Origin of the sequence: Enterococcus sp. DIV0213h (assembly GCF_051711285.1) — a bacterium.
Taxonomy (GTDB): domain Bacteria; phylum Bacillota; class Bacilli; order Lactobacillales; family Enterococcaceae; genus Enterococcus_D; species Enterococcus_D casseliflavus.
The window spans coordinates 2,620,297-2,641,145 of the sequence record NZ_JBIOMH010000001.1 but is presented as its reverse complement, the minus strand read 5'-3'; the positions used below and the strand labels follow the sequence as shown (position 1 = coordinate 2,641,145).

Below are 20,849 nucleotides of genomic sequence, written 5' to 3'. Positions count from 1 at the left end.
CGTACGTGGAAGAAGTTGTCATTATCGACGCACTAAGAACGCCAATTGGCAAATACCATGGGTCATTAAAAGAATATACAGCGGTAGAATTAGGAACAGTCGCTGCAAAAGCCTTGTTGGCAAGAAACCAACAAGCAAAAGAACATATCGCACAAGTGATTATCGGAAATGTGCTACAAGCAGGCAGTGGTCAAAATCCAGGACGCCAAGTTTCCTTGCAAAGTGGGCTTTCCTCAGATATTCCAGCCTCAACGATCAACGAAGTATGTGGTTCGGGAATGAAAGCGATTCTAATGGGGATGGAGCAAATTCAATTGAACAAGGCATCCGTCGTATTGACTGGTGGGATTGAAAGTATGACGAATGCGCCGCTCTTTAGTTATTATAACAAGGCGGAAGATCAGTATTCAGCTCCGGTGTCAACAATGATGCATGACGGATTAACAGATGCATTCAGTAGCAAGCCAATGGGACTGACGGCTGAGACGGTAGCAGAAAGATACGGGATCACTCGCAAAGAGCAAGATGAGTTTGCCTACCACTCACAAATGAAAGCTGCCAAAGCGCAAGCAGCAAAGAAATTTGATCAAGAGATCGTGCCGTTGACTGAAAAATCAAGAACCGTTTTACAGGACGAAGGCATTCGCGCCGCTACGACAGTCGAAAAATTAGCTGAATTAAAAACAGTTTTCAAAAAAGACGGTACGGTGACTGCTGGGAACGCCTCAACCATCAATGATGGGGCGGCCATGGTCTTGATCGCGTCAAAAAGCTATTGTGAAGAGCATCAGATTCCTTATCTGGCAGTGATCAAAGAGATCATCGAAGTCGGTTTCGCCCCAGAGATCATGGGAATCTCACCAATCAAAGCAATCGATACGTTACTGAAAAAGCAAGCACTGACGATTGAAGATATCGGTATTTTTGAGATCAATGAAGCCTTTGCAGCTTCTTCGATCGTAGTAGAACGTGAACTTGGTTTGGATCCGAAGAAAGTCAACCGTTACGGCGGGGGCATTTCACTGGGACATGCCATTGGAGCGACTGGCGCGCGGATCGCAACGACCGTCGCTTATCAGCTAAAAGACACCCAAGAGCGCTATGGAATCGCCTCTTTGTGTGTCGGTGGCGGATTAGGGCTAGCGATGCTGTTAGAAAATCCTTCGGCGACAGCAAGTCAAACGAATTTTGATGAAGAGACGGCATCAGAAAAAACAGAAAAAAAAAAGTTTTACGCCCTCGCGCCTAATGAACGATTAGCCTTTCTTGAAGCACAAGGAGCGATCACAGCAGCAGAATCCTTGGTTTTTCAAGAAATGACGCTAAACAAGGAAACTGCTAATCACTTGATCGAAAACCAAATCAGTGAAGTAGAGATCCCGTTAGGCGTAGGGCTGAACCTGCAAGTGAATGGCAAAGCATACACTGTCCCGTTAGCCACAGAAGAACCCTCGGTGATCGCAGCGATGAGCAATGGAGCAAAAATGGCTGGGCCCATTACGACGACCAGTCAAGAACGTTTGCTTCGAGGCCAGATCGTCTTTATGGATGTTCAGGATCCGGAAGCGATTTTGGCAAAAGTTGAATCCGAGCAAGCAACGATCTTTGCAGTGGCGAATGAGACGTATCCTTCCATCGTGAAACGCGGCGGTGGATTGCGAAGAGTGATCGGTCGGAACTTCTCGCCAGCAGAATCTGACTTAGCAACCGCTTATGTGTCGATCGATTTAATGGTTGATGTCAAAGATGCGATGGGCGCCAATATCATCAATTCAATTTTAGAAGGAGTGGCAGAGCTTTTTCGCAAATGGTTCCCAGAAGAAGAAATTCTCTTTAGTATTTTAAGCAATCTCGCTACGGAATCGTTAGTAACAGCCACTTGCTCGGTGCCTTTTGACAAATTGAGCAAGACCGGAAATGGCAGACAAGTTGCCGAAAAAATTGTTCATGCAGCTGATTTTGCCAAGATCGATCCATATCGTGCCGCTACCCATAACAAAGGGATCATGAATGGGGTTGAAGCGCTGATTTTGGCTACCGGAAACGACACTCGCGCCGTTTCTGCCGCTTGTCATGGCTATGCTGCCCGTAATGGCCGCATGCAAGGGTTGACTTCCTGGACCATCATAGAAGACCGTTTGATTGGTAGTATCACACTGCCGTTGGCGATCGCCACAGTCGGGGGTGCCACAAAAATATTGCCAAAAGCCCAAGCTGCGTTGGCATTGACTGGTGTTGAAACGGCGAGTGAGTTAGCTTCGCTGGCGGCAAGTGTCGGGTTGGTTCAAAATCTGGCCGCGTTGCGGGCATTGGTTTCAGAAGGTATCCAGCAAGGCCATATGAGCATGCAAGCCCGTTCATTAGCTATTTCAGTTGGAGCAAAAGGAACCGAGATTGAACAGCTGGCAGCTAAGCTGCGAGCTGCGACTCAAATGAACCAAGAGCAAGCCCGTAAATTTTTAACCGAAATACGCAATTAAAAAAGGTTCTCTAGGCATTTGTCTAGAGAACCTTTTGTTTATCGTTTCGAAATCGCCGTGTGGGCATACGCCTCGATCAATGGAATGACTTCTAATTTTACTTTGTATTTGCGCTCTAGCGCAGTTTCGATGGTAAAAGTATCACTTTCTGTTTCAGAAATCGTTGCTAGAACACGATCTTCTTTCGGGGAAGCTTCGATCACGATCGTTTCTCCTGAAGATTGTTTGGCAGAAAATTTAGGGAATGCTGCGATTTTTTCAGCAAATGCTGAAAAAGTCATTGTGTTGTCAGCAGTATCAGCCATTGTTTCAGTTGCTTTTTCTACTTCTTTAGTTGATGAAGAGGTAGTCGGTGCAGCCGCTTCAGCTGGTGCTGATTCTTCCTTCACTTTCGCTGGTTCTTTTGCAGGAGCGGGTGCCGTACTTTCTTGCGGATTGGTCGGCAACCAGTAAGCAGCGATCTCATCGACTAAGTTATCGCTGAAACGATCAAGCAAACCAGCTTCTAAGCGTTGGATTCGTTTCACGACGATCTTGAAGTTCTCATCTAAAGGAACAGCGATTTTTTGTTCTTTTGGCGTTTCCTTCAACAATTCAATCAATAATTCCTCTTGGTTTTTAGGATTGATATACACAGTCGTCGGAAGGTCAAACTTATCTGCTGTTTTGCGCTCGATCGCTGTAAACAACTGTTGTCGAGCTGTTTCATAAGACGGGCGGAATTGTTGTTTCAATTTTGCTAATTGTTTCTTTTTCATAATCTTCTCCTCTCGATCACTATCGATTATAAGGAAAATTTGCAGAAAAGAACAGTGATTCTCATGAAAAAATACAAAAAAATTTATATACTTCCTGAAAAAACACCAACGCTGCTAAAAAAGCGGCGCTGGTGTTTCTACTAGATCATTGATTTGATGGTACTTGGGCATCAGGACCAAAAGGTCATTTTCTCCAGTTGCGACTAAGTAGTTTTCCCAAAGAAAAAAGCGTGGTTCCCCAGTAAGTTTCTCGGTCAGCATCTGCTGATAGTCGCTGGTCGTCCATTGACGTGCTGGAAAGTGTTGGACTTTGTCTGGCCAAACGAGAAAAACAAAATCAGCATGTAAGGCTTTTTGAACAGCAGGGGAGAGATGATTCAAATCAGTTTTTTTCATAGGCTTCTCCTTTATAGAGAGTGAAATTAAAACCCTGTCGTATCTGGATTGGTCGCTTTCCCAACCACACCATCTAATTGATCGATCGTTTTCATGTCCTCTTCAGATAGCTCAAAATCAAAGACGTGAATGTTTTCTTCGATCCGACTTGGTGTGACTGATTTTGGTAATGGCAAGAAACCATGTTGTAAAGACCAGCGTAATGCAACTTGAGCGATTGATTTTTGATGCTTTTCAGCTAATGCTTTCATTTCTGGTACATCAAAGATCTTCCCAGTACCTAATGGGCTGTATGCTTCAAGCAATACATCGTGTTCTTGGCAATAAGTCACGACTTCTTCTTGTAACTCGCCAGGTGCAAGGAAAATTTGATTGACCATTGGGAAGATAGTCGCTGTTTTTTTCAATTCTTCAAAATGATGTGGTAAGAAGTTGCTGACGCCGATCGCTTTGATTTTGCCTGCTTGATACAACTCTTCAAAAGCACGCCATGTTTCTGCGTTCGCTGTTTGCCAATTGTCGCGAAAAGCCACTGGATTTGGCCAATGGATCAAGAAAAGATCGATATAGTCTGTTTGTAATTTTTCTAAAGATTCTTCAAAAGAGGACATCACAAGATCATAAGAATGGTTCGCATTCCATAATTTTGTAGTCAAGAAAAGCTCTTCGCGGGGAATGCCGCTTTCTTTGATCGCTTGACCAACACTGGCTTCATTTTTATAGCCTTGTGCTGTATCAATATGGCGGTAACCTACTTCTAGTGCTTTTTTGACTGATGCTACGGCAACGTCGCCGTCTGGTGTTTGCCATGTGCCAAAGCCTAGCTCAGGGATGGTCACATTGTTTGATAACGTATAGCTGTTCATGTTCATTCCTCCGTTTTCTGTGATACTTCTAGTTTAGCAGACGAGGCAGGAATTTCCAATGATTGCACCTTTTAAAAAGAAAGCGAATGTTGAAGGAAAATGCCGATTCGCTCTTGTCAGTTCGCCTATTTATTTTGTACACTAGACAAATGGATAAGGAGCGTAACCAATGGATATTTATTTGAAACATGCGATTTTACACATTGTGGACCGTCAAACAGGCGATCCAGTTTTTTCTCAAGTTGAACTTGATTTAACAACGGAATACATTCGTGATTATTTGACGAAGAAAATACAGAAACTTGCTACACCGCAAACCAAAACAGGTCGTTTACTCGAAACTTCAACGATCGCTCAATTGGTCAAACAAGCACCAGACGACTTTATCGCAGCCAGTGAAGCGATCGTGCAACGCTGGTATGAAGCGTACAAGGAAAGTGAAGATGCGCCAAGTGCGGATGCGTTTGTCGTCTTATATGAATTAGATACAAGAATGCAGCTGGCTTTTTTGAAGGTCAATTATCAAGATGGCTATACGCATTTTATTGATAATGGGGAGGCTGGGATCGAAAATAATTTGATTTTGCATCGTGCCTTACTAGCTGGTAAAACCCAAAAGGCAGATGAAGGAATCACGATCGATGTGGAGAGCTTAGACTTTGAACTGATTGAAAAGAAATATAGCTTTTCAGGTGAAAAATACGCCTACTTTTCAACAAAAGTCATTGATGCCGAACCGATCCCATCTTTAGAAGAAAATGTCAAAGTCATCAAAAAAGTAGCCGAAAAAATTGGTCAGAAATTTGAAACACCCACCTATAACGTTGTTGCCGATTTGAAAGAAGCGGTCTACGATACGATCGAAGAGTCTGGTCATATCGATGTGAGTGAAGTGGCGCAAAAAGTCTTTAAAGACAATATTACTGCTCAGCTTTCATTTCAAGAAGAAGTGGTTGAAAAAGGATTCGTCAATCAAGCACCGATGATGCGGGATGTTCGTGAGATCTCGGAGAAAAAATTTGGTAAGCAAAAACTAAAATTATCGAATGGAATCGAATTGATCGTTCCTTTGGATGTTTACCGAGATCCGAATTTGATCGAATTTATCAATAACCCCGATGGCACGATTTCCGTAACGATCAAAAATGTAGAAGAAGTGATTAATCGGATGTAACAAGAGCTGTTTCTAAGCAGACGATGGCAAAACAAGTACAAAAAAGCGGCTCTTTGTCAATAATGAAAATGGGGCTGAAGAATCAATTCTGATTCATCAGGCCCATAAATTATAGAGCACAAAAAGCAGGGCGTCCTCATTTAGAAAGAGGACGGCCTGCTTTTTTACAGACGCTTGCTTGATAGCAGCAATTATTGAGGGGTCAACTTTTCAAGAGCCGCTTGAGGAACGTCTTCTTCAGAAACTTCTTCCCAGCTTATAACGCCTTTGTTTGGATTGACCAATAGTTTCAAATAGGCGCCTTCTTTCAAAGGAGCGGAACGGTGTTCATTCATTTTGACCGTTTTGACGTCACCAGAGGCGCTGTAGGCTGTTTGTGTATAACGATAGATGTTTTCAACGACCCCCTCGTCACTGACTTCGGTATCGTGTTCCCCCGCATCGTTGATAACTGTATAGTAGTCACTTCCACCATAGTAATAGTCATAAGTAAGGAAGCAGCCGCCAAGAAAAATTGCTGTAAAAACCAGCGCTGCAATGATTTTCTTCACATTTCTCACCTCATCTTCTATTATTCATAAAAACCAGGCTTGCGTCCAATGGATCACAAAAAGCAAAGAAATTCTTAGGGATTAGCTGCCGAGACCTCTCGCTTGACTTTGACTAATTTTGACCTATAATAAGGGTAGATTTAAACTTACAAAAAATAAGTTAATCCTTATCTCTTTGGAAGCGTAAATCGCAAAAATATGATTCGAGTCAACCAACGACTCAACTTTCTCTAGGAGGGAAACAATATGGCAAAACAACATTATGATCGTAGCAAACCCCATGTCAACATCGGAACGATTGGACACGTCGACCATGGGAAAACCACCTTGACTGCTGCAATTACGACAGTTCTTGGGAAAAAAGGGCTTGCCAATCCGCAAGATTACGCAAGTATCGACGCGGCTCCTGAGGAACGCGAACGTGGTATCACAATCAATACTGCTCATGTGGAATATGAAACGGAAAAACGGCACTATGCCCATATCGATGCACCGGGACACGCGGATTATGTGAAAAATATGATTACAGGGGCTGCTCAAATGGACGGCGCAATCTTGGTCGTATCAGCGACAGATGGCCCAATGCCACAAACACGGGAGCATATTTTGCTTTCTCGTCAAGTGGGTGTGAAACATTTGATCGTCTTTTTGAATAAGACGGACCTTGTCGATGATGACGAGTTGATCGATTTAGTTGAAATGGAAGTCAGAGAATTGCTGACTGAATATGATTTTCCTGGCGACGACATTCCTGTGATCAAGGGCTCTGCGTTAAAAGCTTTGGAAGGGGACCCAGATGCTGAAGCAGCGATCTTAACGCTGATGGATACAGTAGATGAATATATCCCAACGCCTGAACGAGATACTGACAAACCATTGTTGTTACCGATCGAAGATGTCTTTTCGATCACAGGACGGGGAACCGTTGCTTCTGGTCGGATCGATCGCGGCATGGTAAAAGTCGGGGATGAAGTAGAAATCGTCGGAATCAAACCTGAAACACAAAAAGCAGTCGTGACAGGGGTAGAAATGTTCCGCAAAACGATGGACTTCGGAGAAGCTGGCGATAACGTAGGGGTATTGTTACGGGGCATCACCCGTGATGAAATTGAACGTGGCCAAGTGTTAGCAAAACCAGGTTCTATCACACCGCATACGAAATTCCAAGCGGAAGTCTATGTGTTGACAAAAGAAGAAGGCGGTCGCCATACCCCATTCTTTAATAACTATCGCCCACAATTTTACTTCCGTACAACGGACGTAACTGGGAATATCGTTTTACCAGAAGGAACGGAAATGGTGATGCCTGGTGACAACGTAACGATCGATGTGGAATTGATCCATCCGATCGCTGTAGAAAATGGAACGACCTTCTCGATTCGTGAAGGTGGACGAACAGTCGGTTCTGGTATTGTTACCACGATCGAAAAATAATGATGAGTGAAACAGTGCTTCCTTTTGAAGAAGCGCTGTTTCCTTTTTCTTGTCGAAAGATCGCCAATCCCTCGGTCAGCTTAAGATTGCTTGTTTTTTTCTAAATAATCTTGTGATTTTATTAAGGATTTTTTAGGAGAGAAAAAATTCTAGTCAGCCCGTCCATTTCATAGTACGATAGATTCTGACTTAGAAAAGATGGGATGTATTTGATGAGAAAAATTCGACGTTTCCTAGGATTTATACTGAAGCTGGCCCTCGTGCTGCTACTGATCGGGGCAGGGGTTTGGGTCTATCGAAACTACACGGCATTGAAAGCTGTCTATGCGTATGAAGAAGCAATCGCGCAACAGACGCAAGCCCACGACATCTCTGAATATCAGTCATTAGCCATGAGCATCATGCTGACGGAGTCAAAAGGACAAGGCAACGACCCGATGCAAAGTTCTGAAAGTGTTTATGGAAAACAAAATCAGTTCGATACGCCAGAACAAAGCATCGAACAAGGTGTTTCCTATTTAGCTGAGTTGATTGAAAAAGCCGAGCAAATGAACTGTGATCTTTGGACCGCCGTACAGGCGTATAATTTTGGTACAGATTATATTGATTATGTCGCTGCCCGAGGGGGAGTGAACACCTTAGAGTTAGCAGAAACATATTCCAGAGAGGTTTTATCTCCATTGTTAGGCAATGATACGGAACAAACCTATCGTTACTGGGGCATCCAATCCGTTTTTTATAATGGTGGTCACCTGTATCATAACGGCGGCAATTTATTCTACGCTGATTTAATAAAAATGAATCAATGGAAGATCAATGTTACGGCGCGTTTCTTTTCATAAGCGTTGTAAAATAACTGAAACAAAAAAGCTTGAAATACAAATAAAATATGGTAAAATCATTATGAGTGATTCTGTCTAATTATTCTTCGCACTGATATCTATTAGTGCGTTTTTTTACCTAGTAAACCGATGAATACTTACCAAATGGAGGTGAGTGGATGGCACGAATTCCTCAAACAGTCATTGACGACATTCGCGAACGTAGCAATATCGTCGATATCGTGGGACAGTATGTCCAGTTAAAGAAGTCTGGAAAAAATTATTTTGGTTTGTGTCCGTTCCATAATGAAAAATCACCTTCTTTTTCCGTTGCAGAGGACAAACAAATTTTTCATTGCTTTGGTTGTGGTCGTGGTGGAAATGTGTATGGTTTCTTGCAGGAGCTTGAAGGGATCAGTTTTCCAGAAGCAGTCGTCAAAGTAGCAGAAATGAATGATATTCCTCTTGATCCGCAATATCAGCAGTCTGAAGGCATCAATGAAGCGACCTCACAAACGAGTCAATTGATTGCGTTACATGAAAAAGCCGCCGAAGTCTATCATCACATGTTGGTGAATACGGCTGCTGGACAAGAAGCGCTTGATTATTTATTAGATCGTGGATTGACGATGGCACTGATCGAAGAGTTCAATATTGGCTTTGCACCGAATGAACGCTCGTTTTTGGAGAAAGTTTTTTTGAATGAAAAAGCCAAAGCAGAGTTTTTTCCTGATACAGGACTCTTTGTTCAGCGCAACGATGGCTCACTGGCGGATCGCTTTTACCAGCGAATCATGTTTCCGATCCGCAATCCTCAGGGGAAAACGATTGGTTTTTCTGGTCGGTGGTTAGCAAGCGAAAAAGTCGGTGATCAAGACCAACCAAAATATTTAAATAGTCCTGAAACGATTCTTTTCAATAAACGCGAGGTTCTTTTCAACTTTGACAAAGCGCGACGAGCGATGCGTAAAGATGGCCAAGTGTATTTATTTGAAGGATTTATGGACGTGATCGCCGCTTGGCAAGCAGGGATCGAAAATGGGATCGCCTCGATGGGGACCAGCCTGACCAATCAGCAGATCGCTCACATCGAGCGAGTGGCACAAGAAGTGATTCTTTGTTACGATGGAGATAGTGCAGGGGTTGAAGCCACGAACCGTGGGATCGATCTTTTGCAAAACAATAGCCGCTTGAAATTATCTGTGGTTCGAGTGCCGGAACGGATGGACCCAGATGACTATTTGCGCAAATATGGGACAGAAGCTTTTTATAAATTAGCTGTACATGGGAAAGAAACCGTCTTTGCTTTCAAAATGGATTACCATCGAGCAAATCGAAATTTGGCCAATGAGAAAGAGCAGCTAGATTATGTCCAAGTCGTTTTAAAGGAATTACAGCGGGTGGATTCTTTGCTGGAGCAAGACCGTTATTTGACTCAGTTGTCCACAGAGTTCAACTTGAGCCGTGAGACCTTGCAGCAGCAGCTCAAGCAAAACCGGCAAGAGCAGCAGCCGCGGCAAGATGCACCGCCGCCAGCGCCAACAACCAATAATCCTATGGTCTTTACGCCGCCAACGCGGCAGCAGCCCAAAACACAGGTAGAAAAAGCACAAGAATTATTATTGTACCGTTTGTTTCATGACAGTACGTTAAACCATCGCTTTCGAGCGAGTGGCATATCCTTTATCCATGATCGTTACCAACAGCTTTATCTGCTGTTTGATGCGTATATGGAAACAGAAGAACACTTTGTTTTAGCAAAGTTCTTAGATTTTTTAAAAGAAGATTCAATGAAAAAAATGGTGATCGATATTGCAGATCTTAAAGCTTCTGAGGAAGGGACTGAACAAGAATTTCAGGACATTCTGCAGGTATTTCAAAAGTCGGGCATTGCTGAAGAAATCAATCAAAAACGAATCCAGCAGCAAGAAGCAAGACAAAAAGGAAACCAGCAATTAGAACTTGAACTTGCGATCGAAATCATTGATTTAACCAAACGGTTGAAACAAGCTAAATAGCGAACTGAAAGGGGCTTTCTTTCATGGCAGAAGAAACAAAAAAAACGTATGACAAAGCAGTTGCCGAATACATCCGAGAAAACAAAACAAAGGGGCAAGTTGTTTACGATGACATTACGAATCGTTTAGCAACGCCGTATACTTTGGATGCTGATGCAATGGACAAATTAATTCAAAAACTGGAGGATTCAGGCATCAGTGTCGTGGATGAAAATGGAGAGCCTTCAGTCCATAGTCTAAAGAGCAATGAAAAACGACAAGAAACACAACCTCAAGAAGATCTGTCTGCACCAACTGGTGTGAAAATCAATGACCCCGTTCGGATGTACTTGAAAGAAATCGGTCGTGTGCCGTTATTGACCGCAGAAGAAGAAGTGGCGCTCGCACTGAAAATCGAAGAAGGCGATCAAGAGGCAAAACAGCGTTTGGCAGAAGCCAACCTACGTTTGGTCGTTAGTATTGCCAAACGTTATGTGGGTCGAGGAATGCAATTCCTTGATTTGATCCAAGAAGGAAACATGGGCTTGATGAAAGCCGTTGAGAAATTCGACTACCGCAAAGGGTTCAAATTCTCGACGTATGCGACCTGGTGGATCCGTCAAGCGATCACCCGTGCGATCGCTGACCAAGCGCGAACCATTCGTATTCCTGTGCATATGGTGGAAACCATCAACAAATTGATCCGTATTCAACGGCAATTGCTGCAAGACTTAGGGCGCGAACCGACACCAGAAGAAATCGGCGCAGAAATGGATCTGCCGACGGAAAAAGTTCGTGAAATCTTGAAGATCGCTCAAGAACCTGTTTCATTAGAAACACCGATCGGTGAAGAAGACGATTCTCATCTAGGTGATTTTATTGAAGACCAAGATGCCACAAGTCCAGCAGAGCATGCGGCTTATGAGCTGTTGAAAGAGCAGCTAGAAGATGTACTGGATACGTTGACTGACCGTGAAGAAAACGTGCTGCGCTTGCGTTTCGGAATCGATGATGGTCGTACTCGGACATTAGAAGAAGTCGGCAAAGTCTTTGGGGTAACGAGAGAACGGATTCGTCAGATCGAAGCAAAAGCATTACGGAAACTACGCCATCCATCTCGTTCAAAACAATTGAAAGATTTCTTAGAATAATCAAGGTTTATCGACTTTCCAAAGGAACCCTTTGGAAAGTCTTTTTTATTCAGATTCTGTCCTCTCGACACAAGATTGGTAAAGAACTTAATAAAAACGTAACCAAGCAAGTGTTGGCTAATTGCCAAGAATGTGATAAATTTAATTTTGTGCATCTGCATCAAAACGTAACAAACAACGAAGTGTCAAAAAAGACCCATTATTTGCTGGTCTAAAAAAAGAAGCAGTAGGTACAGCAAGCGTCTGATGAAAGAGGCGACTGCTTCATAAAAGGAAATGCAAAAAACAAAAGGAGTCAGTTTGAATCAATGAAGAAGACATGTCCTGAATGTGGATTTCAAGCAATAGAAGAAACACCCGTTTGTCCCAATTGCGGGTTCCAATGGAACCAGGCAAAGGAGAATGAACTGGAACCAACATCTGACTCTTCCGTTACGCCAGAAGAGCCACAGAATAAAAATGATGATATTCGCTGGTCAGACTTTAAAAACGTCCCGATCGGAAAAATGGAGGAGCACTTAGGTGATCGGCCATCCTCAAATGAAGAAACGATCGACCTCGCGCAGCAAGGGACTTTTTCCGATGAGCAACATGTAACCCCCACATCAGCCTCTAAGAAAGAAGCTGAGGAAAAAACGGAAGTAGAAAGTTCTAGCGCAACGCAAGAGCATGCGACATCAGCCAGTGAGGAAGCAAGTGAAACCGATGCACTAAGTACGGAGGAACAGCATGACGCTGATATTTTGGCTGCTTATATCCGCCAACACAAACTTGATGAAGAAGAAAAAGCCGCTGCTCTAGAAGCAGAAGCCGCCACTGATGATTTGTCTGCTACTGAAGAAGAAAGTCAGGAACAAGCCAGTGAGGAACCTCTACTGATAAGCGAAGATGAACCAGTGACGGATCCAGTCATTGAAGAAGCGAAGAAGCAGCCAGAACCAGTGATCGATCCAATTCCTGAGCCGATCACCGCAGCGGATGAAGCACCGAAAAAGGCGACTACTGAAGAAAAAACGTCGACGCCTAGCGAAAAAAAGAAGAGTCCTCGCAAAGCACTCTATATTACAGCGGCTTGTTTATTAGTGGCAGCTGGTGGCGGTTGGGCGTATTACTATCAACAGCAGCAACAAGAAACAGCCCGAGAAACGCAACTGGCGCAGGAAAACCGTACACTCGATCAAATTGAAAATGAGCTGAATGATTTTTATACAAATGATGAACGAGTGTTCATTAAAAACGACAAAACATCAGAACAGCTGACGGCTGTGACGAATCAGTTGGCAGAGTTTCAAGACCATGAACGGTACGATGCCTTGTCACAAGAAGCTGCGACGATCGCTGACAAACTAGCAACTTTGACCGAGATCAACAGCTATTTTAGCAGTCCTGCCGTTGTGGAAGATCAATTGGAAGAAGTCTCATTGAAAGAAGCGGCTGCCGTCACAATGGCGAAGCGTGAGAACGGGGATGCCTTTGATGAGTTGATCAATCAAGCCATCGACATGGGACAAAAAGAGTTCAGTGCGATCGAGGAAGTTCAAAATGCGGTGAAGAGCATGGTGGCTTTAAGTGGTGATGGTGAAGCACCTGCAAGTGTCACCCGTGAGAACTACAATGCCTTGATGAAAAAAGTTCAAGCTTTACCGATCGATTCATTGGTGGAAAGTCTCACTGCTGATCTGCGCAAAGTCGATACTGCGTTGACGAAGCGTGAAACCGCTACGCAAGAAGCAGCGGCACAACAACAAGCGGCCCAAGAAGCAGCACAAGCGGCGGCTTCTGAGAACAACGCTTCCGCTTCGAGCGGCGGTTCTACAAGCGCTGCGACGCCTGCACAAAGCACGTCTGAAGAAGAGTATGTGCTTTCGCCAAATACGCCAACAAATACCAATAATCAGCCAATTATTCCAGCCCGTCAAAGTGATTTGAATGATGTAAACAATAGCGCTTGGGTGTGGGCAGATGGTGTCCAAGAAAAAATCATTGCCACAGCGATTGCCCGTGGTTACGTGGTTGATGGTGGTTATACTTTTGAACGCGTGCGGATCGTCAACGGCGAAGGCTATTACAATTTTTATGCGACAAATGCCCAAGGCAGCTTGCTTAAAGGAACGGATGATTCAGCGTTCCCGCTATACTTATTTACGGTAAACGCCAAAACTGGCTATTTCAGAGGCAATGGGAACGATCACACCGTTCGCTAAGTCTCCTGAGTCACTAGAAAACTTTCAGAGTTATTACATGCACATGTGAAAAATACTTGTTTCCCCTCCCTGTTTTCGATATGATGAAAGATAATCGTTCACACAGGGAGGGTTTTTTGTGCAGAAAATAGAAAGATATGATCGCTTTGAAGATGGGGTCATTGCTTGTGTACCAACGATTCTTGGGTACTTAGGGATTGGTTTTGCGATGGGGGTCGTAGGAAAAGGTGTTGGGTTGTCGATTCTTGAAATTATTTTAATGTCTATTATTGTCTATGCAGGCAGTGCTCAATTTATTATTTGTGCATTACTCGCGATTCAAGCACCTTTCATGACGATCGTCGCAACCGTCTTTTTAGTGAATTTACGACATTTCTTAATGAGCTTATCAGTGGCTTCCTATTTTAAAAAGACTCCTTTGCTTTCTGCTATTGGGATTGGGACGCTTTTGACTGATGAGTCCTATGGCGTTTTGACGACGGCACTGCAACAAGACAAACCAGTCACAGCGAAATGGACCCATGGGTTGAACGTGATGGCGTATTTGAGTTGGATCTTCGCAACCTTTTTGGGCGGACTATTAGGCTCGTTTATTCCAGATCCAGAAGCGTTAGGCTTAGATTTTGCCTTGGTAGCCATGTTTGTTGGTCTTTTTTTATTTCAAGTAGAGCGACCCCTCAAGAAGAAAACCCAGCAAACGCTCTTAGTACTCGGGGCAGTTGTGGGGACATTGATTTTATTTATGCGTTTTTCTACTGCTGAGATCGCGGTAATTGCTGCGACATTGGCAGGATGTTTGGTTGGGACGGTGACACATCATGACTAATTTTGTTATACTAATGCTAGCATGTGGGTTGGTTACTTGGATTCCGCGGATCGTTCCTTTTTTATTTTCTAAAAAGCTCGTATTTCCGAAACCTTTCACCATCTTTTTGAGTTACTTGCCGTTGTGTATTTTGGCGGCATTGTTGGTTCAAAATTTGCTGATCTTTCGAGAAGGGCAATTTCCCATCTTGAAAGTCAAAGAAACTATTGCCTGTATCCCAGCATTGTTGGTGGGGTATTATACAAAAGATTTGATGAAGATCGTTATCACAGGCGTTATTGCTATGGCACTGCTGCGTTTCTTTTTCTAGCAACGGGCAGTTTTTATGAAGAAGGAGAGAATAGATGAAAGACTTATTAGCATCCGTATTTAGCGGATTGATCATTGATGAAAATGAACAGAATTATTTTGTTCAAAAAGGCGGGGTTACCTTCCGACTAGCCAAGGAAGAAGGTGAACATCATTTAGGTGAAGCCGTCGAAGGGTTTGGCTATCAAAACCAAAAGCAAGAAAATGTACTCACTACGAATATTCCGAAAAGCCGCAAAGGGCATTATGCCTTTGGTACAGTCACAGGAAGCCGTCGCGACTTAGGCGTTTTCGTCGATATCGGTTTAAAAGACAAGGACATGGTGGTCTCATTAGATGAATTGCCAACAATGCGGGAACTTTGGCCCAAAAAAGGCGATCGTTTGATGGTCAGCTTGCGCGTCGACGACAAAGAGCGTATATGGGCTTCGTTAGCAGATGAGAAAATCTTCAAGGCACTGAGTAAGAATGGTACGGAACAGATGAAGAATCAAGATGTTACAGGTACCGTGTATCGCTTAAAACTAGCGGGAACCTACTTATTGACGGATGATTTTTATATTGGCTTCGTCCACCCATCAGAGCGCTATCAAGAGCCGCGTCTTGGGGAAGTTGTCAAAGGACGAGTGATTGGGGTTCGTCCAGATGGGGTCTTGAACCTTTCGTTGAAACCAAGAGCTCACGAGGCGATTTCAAATGATGCCGCCATGGTCCTAACCTTTTTAGAACGAGCACCAGAAAATAAAATTCCTTTTACCGATAAATCAGCACCAGAAGAGATTTTACAAACGTTTGGTATTAGTAAAGGCCAATTTAAACGGGCGTTAGGAACCTTGATGAAACAGCGTTTGATTGAGCAAAAAGATGGCTTTACGATTCTTGTTAAAAAACCTAATTGAGAATACTTGTTTCTTTTGCTGTTCTAATTTATAATGATTACAATGTTTGTCTTGGGTGATTCTCACTCAAATTAGAATCGTTATAAATTAGCGGCATACGGAGGCAACTATGAACACAACAGCAGCGTTAAAAAAGACCAAGAAACAATTGCACGAGTCGGGGTTCAAATTAACTCCTCAGCGAGAAGCGACGTTGTTGGTCTTATTAGAAAATGAGAAAGATCATTTATCCGCCGAAGAGATTTTCTTCTTTGTGCGCAAAAAAAATTCTGAGATTGGCTTAGCAACCGTCTATCGAACATTGGAGATTTTGACGGATTTGAAAATCGTCGATAAAGTCAGTTTTAATGACGGTGTCGCTCGTTATGACCTACGTAAAGAAGGCGCCAAACATTTCCATCATCACTTGTTGTGTTTGGAATGCGGCAATATCGAAGAGGTTGAAGAGGATCTGTTGGGCACAGTCGAAGAGATCGTCGAACAAAAGTACCATTTTTTAGTAAAGGATCATCGGTTGACATTTCATGGTGTCTGCCAAAAATGCCAAAACAAAGCCTAGTGTCTGTAGCTGGGTAATTTGAAAAAAATTTGTTATCACCCGAATGATAGTCAGATGGTTTCGATAGGAAGAGTGCTCTTTTTTCCAATTTGAAAGAAACCAAAAAATCTGCTATGATTCGGGTGTTTCCTTGGGCAAAAGATACGGGTAGATGCCTCTTTTTTGTTGGCAAGCTACTATCTAAACGAGCCAGAATTTGATATGATAAAAAAGCTGAAAGTAGAGGAAGCCCCATGAACGAACAAATTATTGATTATCTTCATTATTTGACCATTGAGCGCGGGCTATCCCAAAATACCCGTGCCAGCTACCAGCGGGATCTGCAACAGTATCTTGCGTTTTTACAAAAAAAACAAGTGACGCAGTGGCAACAGATCGACCGAGTGATCGTTTTGTCTTTTTTGCAAAGTTTGCAAGAGGCGGGAAAATCCTCGGCAACCGTGATTCGGATGGTTTCCAGTTTGCGAAGATTCCATCAATATTTGCGTCAAGAACGGTTGACAGATCATGATCCGATGCAACATATTGATTCGCCGAAAAAACAGCAGAAGCTACCTGACACTTTGAGTTTGCAGGAAGTGGAGCGCTTGATCGAAACACCAGATACTCGAGCGGTGTTGGGCATTCGCGATCGAGCGATTTTGGAAGTGATGTATGCGACAGGTTTGCGCGTCAGCGAGTTGATCGGTTTGAAATTGAATGATTTGCATTTAAGTATGGGCTTGTTGCAAACAACTGGGAAAGGCGACAAAGAACGGATCGTCCCATTAGGGGATCTAGCGATTCAATGGATCGAAACGTATCTCAGCGATGCACGTCCGTATTTGACGAGAAAAACACCGGATGAAAGCCACCTGTTTGTAAACAACCATGGCACGCAGCTGTCTCGTCAAGGAATCTGGAAAAATTTAAAAGCCTTGGTTCGACAAGCTGGGATCACCAAAAATGTGACTCCCCATACGTTGCGCCATAGTTTTGCGACCCATCTATTAGAAAACGGGGCAGATCTGCGAACGGTTCAAGAGCTGTTAGGACACGCAGATATCTCGACCACTCAGATTTACACGCATATAACGAAGAAACGGATGACGGAAGTGTACAAGCAGCACTTTCCGCGCGCCTAGAAATCGAGGATGGAATGGAAGAAATCAAAATAAAATTAGCTGTCTTTGAAGGACCGTTGGATTTGCTGCTTCATTTGATCAAAAAACTGGAAATCGATGTTTATGACATTCCAGTTGCAACCATCACCGAACAATACATGCAGTATATCCATGCCATGAAAATTTTAGAATTAGAAGTCGCTGGTGAATATTTAGTCATGGCGGCAACTCTGATGGCGATCAAAAGTCAGATGCTGTTACCGAAACAAGAGCTGATTGCTGAAGTGGAAGAGTACGAAGAAGATCCACGGGATATGCTGGTGGCACAGCTGCTAGAATACCGCAAATTTAAGTATGCAGCCGAGCAGCTTTCCGAAAAAGCGGAAGAGCGAAGTTTGTATTATACGAAAGATCCGATGGATGTCGATGAATACAAAGAGGAAGAAGATCAGTTAAGAGCCAATCAATTCAATACGATCGATCTCTTTTTGGCTTTTCAAAAAATGATCGAGAAAAAGAAAAATCGCCAAGTACTAGAAACCAAAATTTCTCCTGATGAAAGCACCATCGATGAAAAGATGGCGGCGATTCAGCTGGAGATGCAACATGTCAGTGCTAAAAAAGGCCGCAGCTTTGATTCGTTTTTTACGACCTACAATAAAACAGAAGTTGTGGTAACTTTTATGGCACTGTTAGAATTAATGAAAAAAGGAACGATTCGAGTAGAGCAAACAGACAATTATGCGTCGATTCTGCTCTATCCAACAGGTAAAGAAGATGAGTAAATATAGTGAATTAGAAGCGATCTTATTCGTCGTCGGTGATGAGGGGATCGGACTTGAAGAATTGAGTTACTTAGTCAAAAGCAATACTGCCAGTGTCTATCAGCATTTGCAGGAACTAAATCAGCAATATGAAGAAAATGAACATACTGCGTTGCATATTCTTGAAGTGGGCAATCATTTTATTTTGACCACCAAGAAACAATTTGCCCCTTTATTGAAGAAATATGCTGAATCACCGATGGGCAGCTCGTTGTCTCAGGCCGCTTTAGAAACGTTGTCGATTATTGCTTACAAGCAGCCGATCACTCGGATGGAAGTAGAAGAGATCCGCGGCGTCCAATCTAGCGGATCGGTTCAAAAATTGGTGGCAAAACGACTGATTGAAGAAAAAGGCCGCGTTGACGGACCAGGACGAGCGATCCTATATGGTACGACGGAATACTTTATGGATTATTTTGGCTTAAAAAGTTTGGCTGAATTACCCGATATCCAATCCATGGAAGATGAACTTGAAGAAGATGCACCGTTTGATCTTTTTTACGACCGCTACAAACAAGCAGAAACAGAAGGAGAATGAAGATGGAACGTTTGCAAAAAGTGATTGCCCATGCTGGCATCACCTCAAGAAGAAAAGCTGAAGGATTGATAACCGAAGGCCGAGTGCGTGTCAACGGGCAAGTGATCAAAGAATTAGGGGTCCAAGTTAGCTCAAAAGATGTTGTTGAAGTCGATGGTGTACCAATCGAACAAGAACAACACGTCTATTATCTATTCTACAAACCTCGTGGTGTGATCTCAGCTGTAACGGATGATAAAAAGCGCAAAGTCGTTTTGGATTATTTTGCTGAAGTTCCTGAACGGGTGTATCCCGTCGGGCGCTTGGACTATGATACCTCTGGTTTGTTATTGCTGACAAATGATGGGGAACTGTCACAGACACTGATGCATCCGAAACACGAAGTCGACAAAGTGTACGTTGCCAAAGTCAAAGGGATTGCGGATAAAAAGCAGCTGCTCCCATTGACAAAAGGGATTCGGATCGAAGGTCGTAAGACGGCACCTGCTCGCTTTGAGATCTTGTCGACAGACCAAACAGCGCAATCTAGTATTGTGCAATTGACGATCCACGAAGGACGCAACCATCAAGTCAAAAATATGTTAAAAGCAGTTGGTTTGCCTGTGCAAAAATTAAAACGGGAAAATTATGGTCCGTTAGATTTGAAAGGTCTTCGTCCAGGGGAATACCGAGAGCTGACGAAGAAGGAAGTCAGCCAGCTGAAAAACAGTGCAAAATAATTGAAAAGTATCTGAAAACGTAACTATTGTTAATTTTTAGATTTTGTGTATAATAGAACATGTAATAAATAGAATAAAGGTTCGTCTTCAGGGGCAGGGTGCAATTCCCGACCGGTGGTTATAGTCCACGACCTATTTCTTCGGAAATAGCTGAATCGGTGAAATTCCGATACCGACAGTACAGTCTGGATAAAGAAGATAGAGCGTATTTGATTTGCTTATGGCTATTTCGAGTGCCCTCTTTTTTCCCTGTGGAAAAAAGAGGGTATTTTTTGTCTGGCGCCGACAAGAAAGCCGAGGAAATTTAATAGGTTCGTTTGAAGAGGAATCCTGAGCTTAGGAGGATTTATACTGATGAACAACAAAACAAGAAAAATGGTGACGATCGCCATGTGTGCTGCTATGGGAACAATTTTGCAATTTATCGCTTTTCCGATTTTCCCAGCATTCAGCTTTTTAAAGATCGATTTTAGTGATATTCCCGTGATGATCATGATGTTTTTATTTGGTCCTTGGAGCGGGGTATTGACTGCTTTCATTCGTTCGGTGCTGCATTTATTCTTATCTGGTTTTTCACCTGCTGATATGGTGGGGGATACGGCAAGCTTTTTAGCATCATGTGCCTTTACTTTGCCAATGTACTACTTTTTCCGCAAAGGTATTCACACCAAAAACAAAATGGTTGGTGTCATCAGCGGTATCTTGTCGGTAACGATTTTTATGAGTGTGGCGAACCTATTTGTGATCACACCGCTTTACCTGCGCTTTTTCGGGGTCACAGCCGATCAATTTTTAGGAATGTCTTTGCCGCAATATGTGGCGATCGGGATCTTACCTTTCAATTTGGTCAAAGGCGCAATCGTCAGTGCCGTTTTTTTAGCACTTCACGCCAAACTGCTGCCATGGTTGGCTCGTAAGCAGCCCCATCATTCTGCTATAGGAAAATAAAAAAATGAGCCGACTTGCTGTTGCAGACGAAAGGTCTGTTAATAGCAAGTCGGCTTTTTTTATTTTTCCATGATAATCGCACGGGTAGGGCATTTGCGATAAGCAGTTTTGACTTTTTCTTGTTGGTCTTCTATGATAAACTGTTGCCGAGCATTCGGTTCTTGGGCAAATAAAACGATCCCGTCTTCATCATAATCGAAGATCTCGGGGGCATAGATCGCACATAGGCCACAAGCAATGCAGCGCTCAGGAATAATTTTACAGCGTTGTGACATTTTTTAGTCCTTTCTGG

The 20,849-nt window shown here is 43.2% G+C and carries 21 protein-coding genes and 1 riboswitch; of the genes, 16 read left to right on the top strand and 5 right to left on the bottom strand.

The features are described 5' to 3' along the window. Window positions 1-5: 5 nt before the first annotated feature. The gene (locus IGI77_RS12175; RefSeq protein ID WP_438770148.1) at window positions 6-2,480 is read left to right on the top strand and encodes a hydroxymethylglutaryl-CoA reductase, degradative; all 2,475 of its coding nucleotides are present in this window, start codon (window positions 6-8) and stop codon (window positions 2,478-2,480) included. A gap of 38 nt (window positions 2,481-2,518) precedes the next feature. Here IGI77_RS12175 and IGI77_RS12170 read toward each other — a convergent pair whose 3' ends face one another. The 3 genes from IGI77_RS12170 to IGI77_RS12160 form a co-directional block, all read right to left on the bottom strand. Continuing rightward, window positions 2,519-3,238: a hypothetical protein gene (locus tag IGI77_RS12170; RefSeq protein ID WP_438770147.1), complete on the bottom strand. Its 720-nt coding sequence runs from the start codon at window positions 3,236-3,238 to the stop codon at window positions 2,519-2,521. A 114-nt stretch (window positions 3,239-3,352) separates the two neighbouring features. After that, the gene (locus IGI77_RS12165) at window positions 3,353-3,634 is read right to left on the bottom strand and encodes a hypothetical protein (protein WP_015510084.1); all 282 of its coding nucleotides are present in this window, start codon (window positions 3,632-3,634) and stop codon (window positions 3,353-3,355) included. A 26-nt stretch (window positions 3,635-3,660) separates the two neighbouring features. Beyond that, a complete protein-coding gene (locus tag IGI77_RS12160) occupies window positions 3,661-4,506 on the bottom strand; it encodes an aldo/keto reductase (RefSeq protein WP_005229282.1) in 846 nt (281 codons plus the stop codon). Between the two features lie 163 nt (window positions 4,507-4,669). Here IGI77_RS12160 and IGI77_RS12155 point away from each other — a divergent pair, with 163 nt between their 5' ends. Beyond that, entirely contained in the window at window positions 4,670-5,674 is a 1,005-nt protein-coding gene (locus IGI77_RS12155; protein WP_005229284.1) for a nucleoid-associated protein, read from the top strand. 191 nt (window positions 5,675-5,865) lie between these two features. Here IGI77_RS12155 and IGI77_RS12150 read toward each other — a convergent pair whose 3' ends face one another. Next, window positions 5,866-6,225 (bottom strand): YxeA family protein, encoded by a 360-nt coding sequence (locus tag IGI77_RS12150; protein WP_015510082.1) that lies wholly within the window; start codon window positions 6,223-6,225, stop codon window positions 5,866-5,868. Between the two features lie 246 nt (window positions 6,226-6,471). Between IGI77_RS12150 and tuf the strand changes: the two genes are divergently transcribed. From tuf to IGI77_RS12080, 14 genes are all read left to right on the top strand, one after another. Further along, window positions 6,472-7,659: an elongation factor Tu gene (tuf, locus tag IGI77_RS12145; RefSeq protein WP_005229289.1), complete on the top strand. Its 1,188-nt coding sequence runs from the start codon at window positions 6,472-6,474 to the stop codon at window positions 7,657-7,659. A 212-nt stretch (window positions 7,660-7,871) separates the two neighbouring features. Further along, a complete protein-coding gene (locus IGI77_RS12140; protein WP_005229291.1) occupies window positions 7,872-8,501 on the top strand; it encodes a lysozyme family protein in 630 nt (209 codons plus the stop codon). A gap of 158 nt (window positions 8,502-8,659) precedes the next feature. After that, window positions 8,660-10,498 carry a DNA primase gene (gene dnaG / locus IGI77_RS12135; RefSeq protein WP_015510081.1) on the top strand — a complete coding sequence of 613 codons (1,839 nt, stop codon included), beginning with the start codon at window positions 8,660-8,662 and terminating at the stop codon, window positions 10,496-10,498. 23 nt (window positions 10,499-10,521) lie between these two features. Next, window positions 10,522-11,628 carry an RNA polymerase sigma factor RpoD gene (rpoD, locus tag IGI77_RS12130; RefSeq protein ID WP_005229298.1) on the top strand — a complete coding sequence of 369 codons (1,107 nt, stop codon included), beginning with the start codon at window positions 10,522-10,524 and terminating at the stop codon, window positions 11,626-11,628. A 308-nt stretch (window positions 11,629-11,936) separates the two neighbouring features. Further along, window positions 11,937-13,832, top strand: coding sequence for a cell division site-positioning protein MapZ family protein (locus IGI77_RS12125; protein WP_252704662.1), 1,896 nt, complete (start codon window positions 11,937-11,939; stop codon window positions 13,830-13,832). Window positions 13,833-13,950: 118 nt separating this feature from the next. Beyond that, window positions 13,951-14,658 (top strand): AzlC family ABC transporter permease, encoded by a 708-nt coding sequence (locus tag IGI77_RS12120; protein WP_081116294.1) that lies wholly within the window; start codon window positions 13,951-13,953, stop codon window positions 14,656-14,658. Further along, window positions 14,651-14,968 carry an AzlD domain-containing protein gene (locus tag IGI77_RS12115; RefSeq protein WP_015510078.1) on the top strand — a complete coding sequence of 106 codons (318 nt, stop codon included), beginning with the start codon at window positions 14,651-14,653 and terminating at the stop codon, window positions 14,966-14,968. Before IGI77_RS12120 ends, IGI77_RS12115 begins: the two co-directional genes overlap by 8 nt. A 34-nt stretch (window positions 14,969-15,002) precedes the next feature. Beyond that, on the top strand, window positions 15,003-15,866 hold the full coding sequence (locus tag IGI77_RS12110) for a CvfB family protein (RefSeq protein ID WP_015510077.1): 864 nt from the start codon (window positions 15,003-15,005) through the stop codon (window positions 15,864-15,866). A gap of 109 nt (window positions 15,867-15,975) precedes the next feature. Beyond that, window positions 15,976-16,425, top strand: coding sequence for a ferric iron uptake transcriptional regulator (gene fur, locus IGI77_RS12105; protein ID WP_015510076.1), 450 nt, complete (start codon window positions 15,976-15,978; stop codon window positions 16,423-16,425). 233 nt (window positions 16,426-16,658) lie between these two features. After that, window positions 16,659-17,549 (top strand): site-specific tyrosine recombinase XerD, encoded by an 891-nt coding sequence (xerD, locus tag IGI77_RS12100; RefSeq protein WP_015510075.1) that lies wholly within the window; start codon window positions 16,659-16,661, stop codon window positions 17,547-17,549. A gap of 14 nt (window positions 17,550-17,563) precedes the next feature. After that, window positions 17,564-18,313, top strand: coding sequence for a segregation/condensation protein A (locus IGI77_RS12095; protein WP_005229314.1), 750 nt, complete (start codon window positions 17,564-17,566; stop codon window positions 18,311-18,313). Continuing rightward, window positions 18,306-18,890 carry an SMC-Scp complex subunit ScpB gene (scpB, locus tag IGI77_RS12090; RefSeq protein ID WP_005229316.1) on the top strand — a complete coding sequence of 195 codons (585 nt, stop codon included), beginning with the start codon at window positions 18,306-18,308 and terminating at the stop codon, window positions 18,888-18,890. Before IGI77_RS12095 ends, scpB begins: the two co-directional genes overlap by 8 nt. Before the next feature lie 2 nt (window positions 18,891-18,892). Then, on the top strand, window positions 18,893-19,609 hold the full coding sequence (locus IGI77_RS12085) for a pseudouridine synthase (protein ID WP_074536680.1): 717 nt from the start codon (window positions 18,893-18,895) through the stop codon (window positions 19,607-19,609). Between the two features lie 79 nt (window positions 19,610-19,688). Further along, window positions 19,689-19,813: riboswitch (FMN riboswitch) on the top strand. 150 nt (window positions 19,814-19,963) lie between these two features. Beyond that, the gene (locus IGI77_RS12080) at window positions 19,964-20,557 is read left to right on the top strand and encodes an ECF transporter S component (protein ID WP_010749232.1); all 594 of its coding nucleotides are present in this window, start codon (window positions 19,964-19,966) and stop codon (window positions 20,555-20,557) included. Window positions 20,558-20,616: 59 nt separating this feature from the next. Here IGI77_RS12080 and IGI77_RS12075 read toward each other — a convergent pair whose 3' ends face one another. Then, entirely contained in the window at window positions 20,617-20,832 is a 216-nt protein-coding gene (locus tag IGI77_RS12075) for a ferredoxin (RefSeq protein WP_005229322.1), read from the bottom strand. Window positions 20,833-20,849 lie beyond the last annotated feature (17 nt).

Coding starts and splice junctions, on each gene's coding strand:
- IGI77_RS12080 (WP_010749232.1), top strand. CDS start 19,964: ATGAACAACAAAACAAGAAAAATGGTGACGATCGCCATGTGTGCTGCT.
- IGI77_RS12085 (WP_074536680.1), top strand. CDS start 18,893: ATGGAACGTTTGCAAAAAGTGATTGCCCATGCTGGCATCACCTCAAGA.
- xerD (WP_015510075.1), top strand. CDS start 16,659: ATGAACGAACAAATTATTGATTATCTTCATTATTTGACCATTGAGCGC.
- dnaG (WP_015510081.1), top strand. CDS start 8,660: ATGGCACGAATTCCTCAAACAGTCATTGACGACATTCGCGAACGTAGC.
- IGI77_RS12165 (WP_015510084.1), bottom strand. CDS start 3,634: ATGAAAAAAACTGATTTGAATCATCTCTCCCCTGCTGTTCAAAAAGCC.
- IGI77_RS12155 (WP_005229284.1), top strand. CDS start 4,670: ATGGATATTTATTTGAAACATGCGATTTTACACATTGTGGACCGTCAA.
- IGI77_RS12075 (WP_005229322.1), bottom strand. CDS start 20,832: ATGTCACAACGCTGTAAAATTATTCCTGAGCGCTGCATTGCTTGTGGC.
- IGI77_RS12140 (WP_005229291.1), top strand. CDS start 7,872: ATGAGAAAAATTCGACGTTTCCTAGGATTTATACTGAAGCTGGCCCTC.
- IGI77_RS12095 (WP_005229314.1), top strand. CDS start 17,564: ATGGAAGAAATCAAAATAAAATTAGCTGTCTTTGAAGGACCGTTGGAT.
- IGI77_RS12110 (WP_015510077.1), top strand. CDS start 15,003: ATGAAAGACTTATTAGCATCCGTATTTAGCGGATTGATCATTGATGAA.
- IGI77_RS12160 (WP_005229282.1), bottom strand. CDS start 4,506: ATGAACATGAACAGCTATACGTTATCAAACAATGTGACCATCCCTGAG.
- tuf (WP_005229289.1), top strand. CDS start 6,472: ATGGCAAAACAACATTATGATCGTAGCAAACCCCATGTCAACATCGGA.
- IGI77_RS12115 (WP_015510078.1), top strand. CDS start 14,651: ATGACTAATTTTGTTATACTAATGCTAGCATGTGGGTTGGTTACTTGG.
- rpoD (WP_005229298.1), top strand. CDS start 10,522: ATGGCAGAAGAAACAAAAAAAACGTATGACAAAGCAGTTGCCGAATAC.
- IGI77_RS12170 (WP_438770147.1), bottom strand. CDS start 3,238: ATGAAAAAGAAACAATTAGCAAAATTGAAACAACAATTCCGCCCGTCT.
- IGI77_RS12125 (WP_252704662.1), top strand. CDS start 11,937: ATGAAGAAGACATGTCCTGAATGTGGATTTCAAGCAATAGAAGAAACA.
- scpB (WP_005229316.1), top strand. CDS start 18,306: ATGAGTAAATATAGTGAATTAGAAGCGATCTTATTCGTCGTCGGTGAT.
- fur (WP_015510076.1), top strand. CDS start 15,976: ATGAACACAACAGCAGCGTTAAAAAAGACCAAGAAACAATTGCACGAG.